Raw genomic sequence first — 13,001 nt, forward strand, 5'->3', positions numbered from 1 at the left:
ATGCTCGGCGCACCAAAAAAAGGGCAACCAATCAGCGACTGGTTGCCCTTCATAACTCATCATTGAACTCTTATTTGAAGCAAACCTCAGCCCAACGAGCTAAACCTGCAGTTACTGAACCGAAGTAATTACCACTCACAATCGGTACATTCGGCACAGCTTGTTGTACGGCTTCACGAAGTATCGGTGAACGAGCGGAACCACCCGTCATGTAGATTACGTCTGGCTTTTTCTGGCCTTGTTGAATCGCTTCTTTAACCAACTCAATCATCTTAGACTTTGGTGTTTCAATCGCTTCAACCATCTGTTCGACTGAGATATCTACCTCGACCAGTTCAGAGGCAACATTAATCGCAGCACGATATTGAGGGGATTCTGCCAGCGCAATCTTGGCCTCTTCCGCTCTACGCACAATACCGTAACCCAAAGTGTCGTGATAAACCTTCATCAAACGTTCTAGCTTTTGAGGCTCTGACGCTTCTTTACGAAGTAATTTTAATGCCGCTAGGTTTTCTCTTGAATAGAAGTTCTTTTGAGCTTCAACATTATTAATCGCAATTGGGTTCCAGAATTGAGTCAGTGGCATATCAATACCCGAAATGCCTTTGCTGCCCATACCAAAAGGTGACATCAGTTGTTTGAATGCAAGATAGATATCGAGGTCATTCCCCCCTACCCTTTGCCCACTGTGTGCCAACAAGCTCTGGGTACGATCCGCTTTACCAGACCACGTTGGTCCCATTTCTAATAATGAGCAATCGGTGGTACCACCGCCAATATCAACAACCAATACTGTTTGGTTTTCAGTTAATGTGCTTTCGTAATCAAGGCCTGCGGCTACGGGCTCAAATTGAAAAGCGATATCAAGGAAACCGGCACGCTTAGCTGCGCGAGACAGTATGTCTTCAGCTTGTCTGTTCGCCTCTTCACCACCTCGACCGTGGAAGTTAATTGGTCGGCCGATAACAGCTTGCTTGATCTGCTCTTGAGTCGTGAGTTCGGCTTGATTCTTGATATTTGCCATCATGGCGCACACTAAATCTTCGAAAAAGCTCACCTGCACATCATGCAGTCCACTCGCGCCAAGGAAAGATTTAGGGGACTTAACATAATAAACATCGCGAGGGTCTTCTAAATATAAGTCCAACGCAGCCTGACCAAATGCCATGTCTTCTGGCACTAAGTCGATACTCTCTTCTCTGTTCAGCGCAATCGCACGTCGTAGTACTTGCTCACCGATCGCATCACTCGGCTTGATATTCAAGTGGCGGAATAGATGTTCAGAAACACTCTCACGAGTAGGCGCAAACACGGTTGAGGGAATATAGTGGTTGTTACCTTCTAGCGGTAACAGGCTTGGCTCTCCATTAACCATCGCCGCGACAGAACAGTTCGCTGTTCCATAATCAAATCCAATAAACATAATATCCCCCCACTCAATAAAAGGGGCGAGATGCTACATGAAAAGCCTAAAAATTACGAGGTCATTTCTAAATTTAACTGAGTAATTTCTTAGCTTAACGGCTCTTCAAGAAGAAACAAATATGCTACATTTCAGCCCAAATGAATCACAGGTTAGAGAAATGAAAACACCTTGCCGAGCGGCTTGTAAAAATAATGGCGGAATGTGTAGTGGCTGCTTTCGAACAATGGATGAAATTATAGGTTGGAAAGGCTTATCTGAAGAAGAGCAAACGTCGGTTATGGATAATCTTAGTGGCGCGAGTTCGACTCACCAATGTCCACAGTGTAATGAGCCAGCTCAATGCGATATCAGTGCGGGCAAAGAGACGTGTTGGTGTTTTGAGTTAGAAAAACGAGATACTAGCGATATTCCAAAGGCTGGAGTTTGTATGTGTCGTAAGTGCTTGTCTGCCCTGCCCGTTCAGTAGTTTAGAGCCCATTTAGTAAGTTACTGGATAGCAAGTTCCTAGCCAGTTCAACATAGACAAAAAAAGCGAGAGGTTGTTTTCTCGCTTCAAAATACTGAGATTAAATTTCGACCTAATCGTTACCTGGTTAGTGTCTACTTCACTTTTGCAACCAGCGCAGGCTGAGAAAACTGGATACCATTCCAGCCATGAACCATAAAGTTACGAATATTTTGATGGTCGCTGTTCTCAGGAAAACCTAGCACGTCGTTACGATAAAATTGACCAAAACAAGCAAGTGTTTGCTCTGCTGATAGGCCTTGCTCTAAACCAAAAGCAAAAATCTTACACGAACCATTATTCTGCCCTGCAGCGTTCACTACCTCACCATTGCGAAATTCGCGCTCAGAAAAATCATAGTGAGCTTCGATCACTTGCATTGTATCTTCAAATTGCACGGCCTCTGGGGTTTCAGCCAGAGTATTCAATAAGGTTTCCAGTTCCATTTACTATTTCTCCATCAAGTATATATCTGTCAGCAGTGTATCTTGTTTTACGACAAGAGTAAGCCGTTGTTTACTTGAGATAGCGATTCACTTTTTTGTTGTACGCTGCTAATTACTTCAATGAAACTAATGACATAGTTTTATCAGGGCGTTATATTATTTTATCAAACGATTAACACTGTTCAGTAACGAATATGCATAAAGATAAAAACTTAGAACTGTTCAGATACCTAAAGCCAGGTACAAAAACAGCAGGTGTATTGGAATTTGGCCCAGACGACTCAATCCAGATCAGTACACTTTATATCGGACACAAAGAAGATCAGTACCTCATCCTAGAGCTTACGCAAAAAGCGACAGAAGCACTGACGCTGAGAAAGCTCACAAACGTTGATATTATTGTTCGTGCGATTACCGACACCGAACTTGGGCACATTGTCGCGTTCAAAACCAATGTACTGGCTCATATCACCTCTCCAGCACATCTAATCTTCATTCGCCCACCCTCAAACTTTGCAACCAAGCCTATTCGTGAACACGAAAGGTATAAAGTACGTCTCAGCTGTGAAGTCACTTTTGATACCTTGTCGCTGGATGCCACACTAGTCGACTTTTCAGCGTCAGGGTGCGGTATCTATCTTACCCAGCAATCAGATATTGATGTCGGCTGGAAGATAAAAGTTAATTCTGACTTAAATGAGTACTTAGATGACGATCTTGTCTACAAGGTGGTAAGTAAGAAAAGGCAAAGACAAGGCTGGCTGCTAGGTATCCAATTCCCTGAACACCTAGATATGAGTGATGAGTTGAAAACGCTGCTATTGGAACAAGCCTTTGTCGCTGGCTCGATATAAAGGCAGAAAATTAGTTACTTCTCTTCAACAGACTCCATTAAAGAGCACTAAGTTAAAGCCTAGTGCTCTGTGTCATTCCAGTATGAGTTTTTGAAATGAACAAACGCTTGGTGGAGCGACTCTTCTTTAATCGGCTTTACAATCACGTAATTCGCCCCTGCGGCCATAAAGCTGTCTCTAGTTGACTCTTGAGCATCAGCGGTACACGCATAAATAGGGGCTGACACACCAATCTCACCTCTTAGCTGCTGAGTGGTTTCAACACCACCGAGATTAGGGAGTTGGTTATCCATCAAGATCAAGTCATAGGTAATCGTCTTAGCCATCTCAATCGCTTCTAAGCCATCTTTTGCCCAGGTGACGACCATGCCATATTTCTTACAGAAAGCCTGAGCAATAAAGGCGTTGGTGTGATTGTCTTCCACCAGCAACACATTCAAAGGTCGACTAAACAACGCCTCTGGCTCAACCTCAGCTTGTTGCTTAGCATCGACTAATAGCGGCTTGGCGTGTACGACTACAGGAATTTCTATCGTGAGCTCTGAGCCTTGACCTATCACGCTGCGGACTTGAATGTCCCCTTCCAGCATATCGACCAGATTTTTTACAATTGTAAGTCCTAAACCAGTGCCACCATATTCACGAGTGGTGGTCTCTTCGGCTTGAACAAAGGGTTCAAAAACAGCATCAATTTTGCTTTCATCAATACCAATGCCAGAATCTTTCACTCGAACGATCAAGCTGGCGTGATCGGAGTTAAAGATACTCTCGATCTCAAAGCTGACGGAGATACCGCCTTGATGAGTGAATTTAAAAGCATTACTCAACAGATTAAACATGATCTGATTGAGGCGTACTTGGTCGGTATTGATTTCAATGTCATCAACCAAGTGATTCACAATGGTAAATTCGACGGATTTATCTTCACACAGCGGTCGATAGATGCTGTCTAAGGTATTAACTAACTCCCCTAAACGGAAGTCTTTCTTTTGAATATTAAACTGCCCTTGCTCAATCTTTGAGAAGTCCAAGATATCGTTAAGTACCGCCAGTAAATGTTCCGCACTATTACACAGTACATCCACCTGCTCGCGATTATCTTCATTGTGCATAGAGCGCTTGAGCAGCTGAGACACACCGAGAATACCGTTGAGCGGCGTGCGAATCTCATGACTCATCTTAGCTAAGAAGTCTGCTCGCACATTCGCAAGATGCTCAGCTTCTTCTCTTGCTCGATCAGCCTGTCTTTCCGCCTCGATAAGCTTAGTAATATCTTGCCCTTGTACCACCACTCCTGTGATGCCGTGTTCCACGCGAATAGCAGACATGTTCCAACGAAACACCTTTTCACCAATGGGTACGTTAATACCCGTCAGTTTAGAACCCTGAACCACCATTTGAATATTAGGCAGCATTCGCTGCTCAAACTCTTGGGCAATTGGACCATAATTGTCATCAGCATCGAACAACGCCATGCGAGCGGCGGGGTTCATCTGAATCAAATCGCCTTTTTCAGACCAAACTAAGATAGGCGAATGAGCAAAGTTAAAGAGATCTTGGAATTTTTGATTCTGTTCAGATAAGCGCTCAAAGGTGTCTTCAAGAGTACAACCAATATGGTGAAATTCGAAAATGTTAGAGCCATCGAACTTGTTGTACTCTTCGCTAGCACTTGCCGAACGAGTAAAGTCCATTAACTTATCAAGCTCGGCTGAGACTCTCTTTTGAATCCAAGTTCGAGCAAAAAAAGACATCAATATGATCACCACAATCACCACGATGATCGCACGCTGATAATTCTCTTCTAACGCAATGAAATTATTATTTTTTTGAACAGCTCGAATGATTAAAGGAGTTTCAACAGCATTAATCTTAATGGTTGCGATGGTAACGAAATGACGCGGCAACTGTTCGTACATTTGGTAATTGAGGATGTCAGTAATGGTGTAGCTTTCATCACCACTGAATGTCGATGTCACCGGTGTACCGTGCGCTTCAATCACGATATTTTCGCTATTACTGCCCTGTTGGATTGACTCAGCCAAAGAGAAGTTGTTGTCAAGCACAATGGCGATATAGAGTTGACCAAGGACTTCCCCAGTAGCGTTATCAACAATAGGGGTGCGGCGAGCCAACAAGTGACGCTTACCTATATCTGTCCTCAGTTTAATAAAATGCCAATTACTGCTGAACGAAACCTCATCAGAAATATGCTTTAAGTTGGACTCATCCAAACCATAAAATTGACTGTTGCCGTCTTCCCAAGCCAAACCATCGTGGGTTGAGACAAAGCGTAAATCTGGTGCATGATCCGGTTCACGTTGGTCAACACCAAAGAAAAAGTAGCTCAGAGTCTCGTCATTACCCGTATCAAAGTACTCTCTGAGAGTTTCACTGTGTGAGCTACTGTCTTGATGGATTTGCAGCACCGACAAACGATAATCAAACATGTTTTGGATCAGGCTTGAGGTTTGCTGTACCGTTCGATTCGTCTCTTGCTGTACGATATTACTGCTGGTTTCATAATTATGAATAAGCACGCCAAGTGCCATCACGCCTATCACCAAAATAACGATACGCGTAATGAGTCTAGCTAAAGTGTTTCTAGGTGTACTGGCGTAACTTTTCTTCATTAGTGACCTGAGTACCTAAATGCTCGCTGTTTAAGTTCTGAAATACGTTCTGGGGAATCTTCCTTGGTGACAATTTCAAATTCACCAGAGTAAACGGTAGGCACTTCCAAACCGGCTAGATCCCACTTGATCGCCTCTGCCATTGCAATGCCTGTATCGTCGTTCATACGCATGACAGTAACATCTAGGTCGCCCCTTGCAATGGCTTCAAGTTCAGCAGAGCCGCCTCCCCAACCATTCACTAAGATGTCTTGGCCCGATTCACGAATCGCTTCCATTGCACCGAGAGCGACATCCGTTGAACATGCATAGATAAAGTCTAGATCCTTATCGTTCTCTATGCTGATTTTAGCCGCTTGGTAGCCACTGTCTTTGTTTGATTTGGTGTAAAACGAAGACTTAAGGGTAAAGTTGGTATCCGTATTCACTTCATGGATAAAAGTATCTCCACGCGCATCACTGATATAGCCTTGTGAGTAATACAAAACAGAATACTTACTGTCTGGCGGACTTACTTGTTTAAAATAGTCCGCCAGTTTTAAACTGCCTGTCGCATGGTCAAAACCCACATACATAAATGGCTGTCTATCTGCCCAAGCTCGCACTGGCGTCGTAATATTTTGCAGAATCAACTTAGTATCTGTGGAGGTCAACACGTGCTCAATAAACTTGCGGTGGCGCGTGGTATCTAGCGTGAAAATCAAATAGTCCGTTTTGTTTTCAATCGCTTCTTGCAATGAAATGCTCTGCTGTGCGAGATCAGCATTAATACGGGTAAATACTTGATTTATTTGGTAGCGAATCTTCAGCCTATCGAGACGCTTCTCAAAAGCTTGAATATTACGAACCCAGTAATCCGAGATCTGTTGACCCGGATACACCACAGAAATCGTAATTGGCTCGTCTTGAATTCTTCTCAGTGGCACAGGGTGATTTTGTACAGCCTCGACCATTTTATCGGTCAATGCTTTTTGTTCTGGAAAATTGGAAAGATAATCTTGGTATTCCCAATATCCATTGAGGACATGAGTACCATGGGAGAGAGCGGACGCAGAAAATACGGCAAGTCCAAACAACATAAGTAAACGTTTCATATTTTTCTCGTTTTATATGAGCTACTTTGGCTCATTTTTTAACCTAGCATGACACCATCTCTTTGTATGGCTAATGGATATTATGTAGGACAACGATGATAAATGATAGCGTCTAACACTAATTAGAACGACATTCTAAATGAGCAATATGTTAATTTTGAATAGAGATTAAGAGCAACGAGTTGAATCATGATTTCAGCCCATTCACGGTAAGAGTAATTACCATTTAAATTCATAAGCTTAGCTAGAGCCGATATAGCTCCTTACACTATTAAGATTTAATCAATAACAAACATTTTAGCTATGAATTATGAGACTTCGATATATTGAATTTTGTCTTTTTGCCACTCAATAATCAGTTTGAGTGATACCAGTTTTTCTTTGCGGGATTTGGGCAACTGCTTGATCGCGTATTCGGTTTTCAACGCCTCACTTTTTGAGCCAACACCAAAGCTCCAAACCAGCTTAAGTGGGCCTTTACCTTTTAAAGCTTTGGCGCCTTTACCGGTTTGATGTTGTTCAAATCGACGTTCTAGATTGTTCGTCACGCCACAATAAAGGGCATTGTGACGATTGCGGATCAAGTACACGACCCAATCCGCATTTTTATCAGCATCTGACATTTAAAGCAGTGATTCAACCAGAGCCTTAAGCTCTGCCACTTCTGCTCGTAGGCTTGCAACTTCAGACTCAAGCTCTTCAAACTTTTCACTCGTTGCAGAGGGGGCAGCCGCGCTTACTGATGCCATCGCAAACGCTTCAACGTCCACTTCACCGCTCAACAAATGCTGGTAGCGTGATTCACGTTTACCCGCTTCGCGTGGCAGCTTCACAACCAAGGCACCTGCTTCTCTTGCAGCGAGTTTGTCTAATGTTGCTTCTACTTCTTTCACATCACTAAAGTTTGCAAGGCGACCCGTTCGAGTACGAAGTTCACCGGGTGTTTGCGCACCGCGCAGTAACATACAGCAGATGATTGCACGCTCTTGCTCTGTAAATTGCAGATCGCCGAACTCAGTGTTGCAGAAACGATGCTGATACTTATTAACACGGCTATTGAAGCTGCTCTCATCACTCACCATGCGACGTCCGATTAAACCATCAACTGCATCTAAAACATCTGACTCAGAAAGAGAGAGAACAGGTTCACGGTTACTCTTTTGATTGCATGCCGTGGTTAAACTGTTCAGTGTCAGTGGGTAATGATCGGGAGTAGTGACTTCTTTCTCGATCAAACAACCGATAATTCTCGCTTCAATTGGGGAAAGTACTGTGTTCATCGTTTTTCCTTTTTATTATTTTGATAATTCCATCTCAACACCTAACAATGCAGTAACTAGTGTTCAGACAAAATTGGTACTCGTTTCTTTCTGCCCTGTTCATCAATCATTATGATCTTAGAACGGTTTAGCTCTATTTCCACGACTTCCAAATAAGTACGCTCTTGTACATACGCATCACGAAGCTTGTTTTGTTCTGCTGAAGATTCAGTGACATTCTCGTCCAATTCTTCGTTTTCCAATTGTTGTTGATTCATTTCACATTTCGTATCAATGCAGTATCTACATGGGATACTAACTTGAACGGTAAGATAAAAACAATCACACATCAGCGAGAGTGACGAATAATTAAACAACCTTACTTTTGCTTTGATCTAAAGACTGTTACATCATCAATTGATGTGCTTTAATCAGAAGCAGACAACGTATTTGACGAATAGGAAAAGGAATCTATGAGCAGCGTATTTGAAATTGTTAACCAAGCACGACGTAAGAACAAACTTAAGCGTGAACTTTTAGACAACGAAAAGAAAGTTCGTGACAACCGTAAGCGTGTCGACCTTCTTGATAACCTACTTGATTACATCAAGCCAGAGATGACTCACGACGAGATCCTAGGCATTATCAAAAATATGAAAGCTGACTACGAAGACCGTGTTGATGACCACATCATCAAGAGCGCTGAGATTTCTAAAGCTCGCCGTGACATCAGCCGTCGCATTCGTGAACTGACAGAAGAAGACAAGCAAATCCAAGGTAAGAAGTAATCTAACCTCGCTAATTTACTTGTAACAATGTTAGTAACCCACTCTTAGTAGTGGGTTTTTTTTACCTAAACTCCAGCGTCTATACTTAAGCATCTAAACCTAACCGTCTAGGCTTAAGCGTACCTAAGCAAAATGAATGAAACTCAACAGCAGTATCAAACTAAATAACCAGTGTACACTAGCGATGGAGAGACTTTATGTACGGAAGTATTCTGATTACCTTGGCGTTATCAACGACACAACCTTACCCTGAAAAATTTGAGAAACTTTATACCGAAGAAACCGAAATCACTTATGACGATCTCGTGGTCGATGTTCATGGCTACAAGGTTCCGACCCGATCAGCATTTCGAGGTTGGATGCTCCTCAATCACGCTCAAGACCAAGTGAGAGCAATCGGACAACAACTCAAGGACAATGGCGTTACTCAGAGCATGCCTCTGCATCTCGTTCTATTGCAAGGGACGGATTGGGCAATGAGTAATACAACCTTGTTTACCCTCCCAAATAAGAAACATGTGCCAAACATGATCAATACCCTGAAGTACATACAACAATATATTGAGCCTGAAATCGGTGTTGTTATACCAGTATCTGGAGAGCGAACCGATATCTACAATCAACAAGCTGGTGGTGCACTGCGAAGTAAGCACTTAGAGTTTTGTGCCTTAGACCTAGTGCCTGCAAATGACATTACTCGCGAAGATCTACACGTGAAACTTAAAAATATTCATTCGGAATTCGGGCAAAAAAATAATGTTGGGCTTGGTTTATATTCAGGTGTTCGATTCCACATCGATACTTGTGGGTTTAGACAATGGTAAAGAAACACGATCAAGTCATAAAGACCTGCAATTCGCACGTGTCACTTAGACTCTAAAAACAAGCGAAATTACATAAGATTATGATTTTAAATGTAAATTAAAACTGGAACGCTAATTGATATTAATAACAAGTATCATAATTATTAATAGCAATTAGGAATTCAATATGAAGACGATGACTCAACGCTTTCAAACTCTGCTTTCTGTTTCAAACTTCAGTCTAGCTATCACAACCTTGCTTATGCTTCTCAGTATTATTGTTGCTTATCCAATGGCCGATCACTTCTCACTGCCAATTCAAATCGTCGCCCATATCAGCACCATCTTAGTCGCAGCCTTGCTGAACATCAGCTATGTCGGTCGTTGCCTTGCACAATACAACCTTGGATTGGAAGTTCGTTAAGTAGCGCCGCGCTAGCCTTGATACGGGAGCCCTAGACAATATCAAGGCTACTGAAAAGATCGTACAGCTGGTGAGATTTATAGGGTTTAGGTAAGTAGGCGTTCATACCGGCTTCAAAACAATCTTTGATGTCTTCTTCTAGAACACTGGCGGTTAAAGCTATGATGGGTAATGGTGTGACTTGTTGATCGGCTTCCCACTGACGAATCGCACGAGTCGCCGTTATACCATCCATAACAGGCATCATGCAGTCCATTAAGACCGCATCAAACTGAGCTCCTTGGGTGATGACATCCACCGCTTCTTGGCCATTACTGGCAATCAAATATTCATAACCCGCTTGCTCAAGGAAGAAGCTCGCTATTTTTTGATTCATCAGATTGTCTTCAACGATCAAAATGCGTCGATTCAGAGAACGAACTTCTTCATCTTTTGCTTCCACTTGAGGCGTTTGCTCTTCGCCCACATCGAGAGATTGTAAGCTGGTTAAGAAACGTCGGCCCAAGAATGGCAAGGTATGAGTCGAGTGGACCGTTTCTCTGATTAGGTTGGTTTTAAATAGGTGATGCTGACAAACGATGACGCGAGCAAGAGGATATATCACCTTCAACGTCGCAAGATCTTTTTCCATAGAGTGGTGCAAGGTATGACAATAAAGTATGAAGTCACTTTCTTTTACACTTTCACTAAGGGCAGCAATGGATGACACCACATTGGCTCGAACATTCAAACGCTCACACTCTTTAACGAGCTGATCGAGGTAATTGAAAGAGTTCGAGATGATGGTCGCTCGGCTCAGGTTATCGAAAGTTTGAACAGGCGCTTCTACAACATCGACATACAAACAAAAAGTGAATGTAGAGCCCTCTCCTTTCACTGAACGCGCGGTAATGTAACCACCCATCAAATCAACAAGCTGTCGACAAATCGCAAGCCCTAACCCCGTACCGCCAAATTGACGGGTAATGCTGCCATCTTCTTGAGTGAAAGGTTCAAATATGGACTCTAACTTCTCGGGCTCAATCCCAATCCCGGTATCAGACACGCTGCATTCAAGCTTGCCCCTGCCCATAGACATAGGTGTATAAGCAATGTCAGTTGTAATTGTGCCCTTAGATGTAAATTTGATGGCATTAGAAAGCAGATTGGTCAGCACCTGTCTCACGCGGTACTCATCGAAAAACAGTTGTGACGGCGTTTGATAATCGATATTGATGTCGAGCTCAATATCCTTACTTATCGCTTTCGACTGAATCACACTCACAGAGTCATAAACCGCTTCTCGCAAATCAGCATTGTGTGGTGACAACATCAAGTTACCCGACTCGATTTTAGACAGGTCGAGTATGTCATTCAGCAGCACCAGTAAAGAGTGAGAGGACGATTCGATATCCCCCAGTACTTCTTGTTGATTTGGGCTCAGTTGGCTTTGAGATAAGATCTCAGCCATGCCAATGATCCCGTTAAGTGGCGTGCGTATTTCATGTGACATATTTGCTAAGAATGCGCTTTTGGCTTTGTTAGCCGAAATCGCGTCTTCTTTTGCTGTTATCAACTCTTTGTTGTGCAGATAGTTGCGTTCCATCACTCGATTTAGGGTTTCAGTGAACTCGGCAAGCTCATCGTTCCCTTGGATACGAATCACCTTTGGCTGGCCGTAGCTATCAGCGCATTCCGACACACCTTTCAAGATAATCGACAGGTTTCTGTTTAAGCGCAGAGATGTCGCAACCCCAAGCCACATCAAAACACCAGAAGCGATGAGTATAAGCAACGTCATGACCAAGGTTTGCCTTTTCTGCAACGCGATATTCTTGGTCAGTTCAAACTGTATTTGATTGGTGTAAGCGCCAATCGCGTTTGAAATAGCCCGTTTTTTAACCTCTAAGCTTTTCAAGTGTTGATATATTTCGGGTGATGAAAAGTCCCCTTTGAGGATTCGAGATATAAATTTGTCTTGAAAATCATCTTTGGCAACCGCGTTTAGCAGTTGCCTAATTTCAGGTGAACGAGTATCAGAGCGGAAAAATGTATCAAGCAACTGTTGCTGCCTCTCTAGCGCACCTACATAGCTCAATAAATATTGATTTCTTAGCTCGGGCGAGCGATACAAACTGAAGCTTAACCACGCTTCTCTCTGAGTCCAAAACACATAATGCGTAAGATTGATAAACATCGCTTCCGCTTGACCAATATTGCCATCGACTAAAGCCATGCGATATTCGGACAGCTCCATCAGCACGTCTTTTAACAAGTCGAAAGCGCGCTCTGTCAATTTTCTGCTGTCTGTCGTTTCAGGTGTACTAGCTAGGATCATCAACAACTTTTTCAATTCAGCTAACTGAGGGTCAATACTCCAATTGCTGTCGAACCGTTGAAGTCGCATTCCATACTGAGTCAGTCTATCCAGCTCTGATTGCAGTGTTAAAAGCAACTGACCTTTCTCAGGGGAATCATTAGACAGCACCAACCATCGATAAGCATCACTTGAAACCGTATTAAAAAATTGAAGCGCTTCGACCTTAATACGCGTTGTTTCAAGGTGATTCATCTTCTCATCGTTCTTAAGCACTTCATTCACTGTAAACCCGAACATAATGAGTACAGAAACCGTGGAAAGAAAAATAAGACGCCATCTAATTGACATGTTTATCATTTTTATAACGACTCCCTTCCCGAAAGTAATTTACCTAACCCAAATTAAGAATAGGACATTAACAGGGGGTTATTGATCAAATTGGATATGAACAAATGATACTCTGAGCCCAG

The 13,001-nt window shown here is 42.8% G+C and carries 13 protein-coding genes; 5 read left to right on the forward strand and 8 right to left on the reverse strand.

Going from position 1 to position 13,001, the window contains the following annotated elements:
- Nucleotides 1-70: 70 nt before the first annotated feature.
- On the reverse strand, nucleotides 71-1,423 hold the full coding sequence (yegD, locus tag AB4263_RS22955) for a molecular chaperone (protein ID WP_017064846.1): 1,353 nt from the start codon (nucleotides 1,421-1,423) through the stop codon (nucleotides 71-73).
- A gap of 160 nt (nucleotides 1,424-1,583) precedes the next feature.
- On the opposite strand from yegD, the gene AB4263_RS22960 reads away from it, so the two are divergent.
- Nucleotides 1,584-1,892 carry a DUF1289 domain-containing protein gene (locus AB4263_RS22960; RefSeq protein ID WP_080582242.1) on the forward strand — a complete coding sequence of 103 codons (309 nt, stop codon included), beginning with the start codon at nucleotides 1,584-1,586 and terminating at the stop codon, nucleotides 1,890-1,892.
- 134 nt (nucleotides 1,893-2,026) lie between these two features.
- Here the strand turns inward: AB4263_RS22960 and AB4263_RS22965 are convergent, their stop codons facing one another.
- Nucleotides 2,027-2,377 (reverse strand): HopJ type III effector protein, encoded by a 351-nt coding sequence (locus tag AB4263_RS22965; protein ID WP_017061764.1) that lies wholly within the window; start codon nucleotides 2,375-2,377, stop codon nucleotides 2,027-2,029.
- A gap of 194 nt (nucleotides 2,378-2,571) precedes the next feature.
- On the opposite strand from AB4263_RS22965, the gene AB4263_RS22970 reads away from it, so the two are divergent.
- Nucleotides 2,572-3,231, forward strand: coding sequence for a PilZ domain-containing protein (locus AB4263_RS22970; RefSeq protein WP_017061765.1), 660 nt, complete (start codon nucleotides 2,572-2,574; stop codon nucleotides 3,229-3,231).
- Nucleotides 3,232-3,290: 59 nt separating this feature from the next.
- On the opposite strand, the gene luxQ is transcribed toward AB4263_RS22970, so the two are convergent.
- From luxQ to AB4263_RS22995, 5 genes are all read right to left on the reverse strand, one after another.
- Nucleotides 3,291-5,864: a quorum-sensing autoinducer 2 sensor kinase/phosphatase LuxQ gene (gene luxQ, locus AB4263_RS22975; protein ID WP_372083073.1), complete on the reverse strand. Its 2,574-nt coding sequence runs from the start codon at nucleotides 5,862-5,864 to the stop codon at nucleotides 3,291-3,293.
- Nucleotides 5,864-6,958: an autoinducer 2-binding periplasmic protein LuxP gene (locus AB4263_RS22980; protein ID WP_372098949.1), complete on the reverse strand. Its 1,095-nt coding sequence runs from the start codon at nucleotides 6,956-6,958 to the stop codon at nucleotides 5,864-5,866. Before AB4263_RS22980 ends, luxQ begins: the two co-directional genes overlap by 1 nt.
- Nucleotides 6,959-7,266: 308 nt before the next feature.
- Nucleotides 7,267-7,581, reverse strand: a complete 315-nt coding sequence (locus AB4263_RS22985) for a GIY-YIG nuclease family protein (RefSeq protein WP_017061768.1) — start codon at nucleotides 7,579-7,581, stop codon at nucleotides 7,267-7,269.
- Complete coding sequence (locus tag AB4263_RS22990; protein WP_017061769.1) at nucleotides 7,582-8,238, reverse strand: YceH family protein; 657 nt, start codon at nucleotides 8,236-8,238, stop codon at nucleotides 7,582-7,584.
- 56 nt (nucleotides 8,239-8,294) lie between these two features.
- The gene (locus AB4263_RS22995; protein ID WP_017061770.1) at nucleotides 8,295-8,495 is read right to left on the reverse strand and encodes a hypothetical protein; all 201 of its coding nucleotides are present in this window, start codon (nucleotides 8,493-8,495) and stop codon (nucleotides 8,295-8,297) included.
- A 195-nt stretch (nucleotides 8,496-8,690) separates the two neighbouring features.
- Between AB4263_RS22995 and AB4263_RS23000 the strand changes: the two genes are divergently transcribed.
- From AB4263_RS23000 to AB4263_RS23010, 3 genes are all read left to right on the forward strand, one after another.
- The gene (locus tag AB4263_RS23000) at nucleotides 8,691-9,005 is read left to right on the forward strand and encodes a DUF496 family protein (RefSeq protein WP_004742367.1); all 315 of its coding nucleotides are present in this window, start codon (nucleotides 8,691-8,693) and stop codon (nucleotides 9,003-9,005) included.
- Between the two features lie 197 nt (nucleotides 9,006-9,202).
- Complete coding sequence (locus AB4263_RS23005; protein WP_017064850.1) at nucleotides 9,203-9,829, forward strand: D-Ala-D-Ala carboxypeptidase family metallohydrolase; 627 nt, start codon at nucleotides 9,203-9,205, stop codon at nucleotides 9,827-9,829.
- Between the two features lie 166 nt (nucleotides 9,830-9,995).
- Nucleotides 9,996-10,232, forward strand: coding sequence for a hypothetical protein (locus AB4263_RS23010; RefSeq protein WP_017061772.1), 237 nt, complete (start codon nucleotides 9,996-9,998; stop codon nucleotides 10,230-10,232).
- Between the two features lie 31 nt (nucleotides 10,233-10,263).
- Here the strand turns inward: AB4263_RS23010 and AB4263_RS23015 are convergent, their stop codons facing one another.
- Nucleotides 10,264-12,828, reverse strand: a complete 2,565-nt coding sequence (locus AB4263_RS23015) for an ATP-binding protein (RefSeq protein WP_065585008.1) — start codon at nucleotides 12,826-12,828, stop codon at nucleotides 10,264-10,266.
- Nucleotides 12,829-13,001 lie beyond the last annotated feature (173 nt).

Source organism: Vibrio sp. 10N.261.55.C5 (genome assembly GCF_041470505.1).
Classification (GTDB): Bacteria; Pseudomonadota; Gammaproteobacteria; order Enterobacterales; family Vibrionaceae; genus Vibrio; species Vibrio crassostreae_C.

What these genes read in the sequence shown, in the direction of transcription:
- yegD (WP_017064846.1), bottom strand. Translation starts at nt 1,423, where the DNA reads ATGTTTATTGGATTTGATTATGGAACAGCGAACTGTTCTGTCGCGGCG.
- AB4263_RS22970 (WP_017061765.1), top strand. Translation starts at nt 2,572, where the DNA reads ATGCATAAAGATAAAAACTTAGAACTGTTCAGATACCTAAAGCCAGGT.
- AB4263_RS23005 (WP_017064850.1), top strand. Translation starts at nt 9,203, where the DNA reads ATGTACGGAAGTATTCTGATTACCTTGGCGTTATCAACGACACAACCT.
- AB4263_RS23000 (WP_004742367.1), top strand. Translation starts at nt 8,691, where the DNA reads ATGAGCAGCGTATTTGAAATTGTTAACCAAGCACGACGTAAGAACAAA.
- AB4263_RS22995 (WP_017061770.1), bottom strand. Translation starts at nt 8,495, where the DNA reads ATGAATCAACAACAATTGGAAAACGAAGAATTGGACGAGAATGTCACT.
- AB4263_RS22985 (WP_017061768.1), bottom strand. Translation starts at nt 7,581, where the DNA reads ATGTCAGATGCTGATAAAAATGCGGATTGGGTCGTGTACTTGATCCGC.
- AB4263_RS22965 (WP_017061764.1), bottom strand. Translation starts at nt 2,377, where the DNA reads ATGGAACTGGAAACCTTATTGAATACTCTGGCTGAAACCCCAGAGGCC.
- AB4263_RS22980 (WP_372098949.1), bottom strand. Translation starts at nt 6,958, where the DNA reads ATGAAACGTTTACTTATGTTGTTTGGACTTGCCGTATTTTCTGCGTCC.
- AB4263_RS23015 (WP_065585008.1), bottom strand. Translation starts at nt 12,828, where the DNA reads ATGTTCGGGTTTACAGTGAATGAAGTGCTTAAGAACGATGAGAAGATG.
- AB4263_RS22960 (WP_080582242.1), top strand. Translation starts at nt 1,584, where the DNA reads ATGAAAACACCTTGCCGAGCGGCTTGTAAAAATAATGGCGGAATGTGT.
- AB4263_RS23010 (WP_017061772.1), top strand. Translation starts at nt 9,996, where the DNA reads ATGAAGACGATGACTCAACGCTTTCAAACTCTGCTTTCTGTTTCAAAC.
- AB4263_RS22990 (WP_017061769.1), bottom strand. Translation starts at nt 8,238, where the DNA reads ATGAACACAGTACTTTCCCCAATTGAAGCGAGAATTATCGGTTGTTTG.
- luxQ (WP_372083073.1), bottom strand. Translation starts at nt 5,864, where the DNA reads ATGAAGAAAAGTTACGCCAGTACACCTAGAAACACTTTAGCTAGACTC.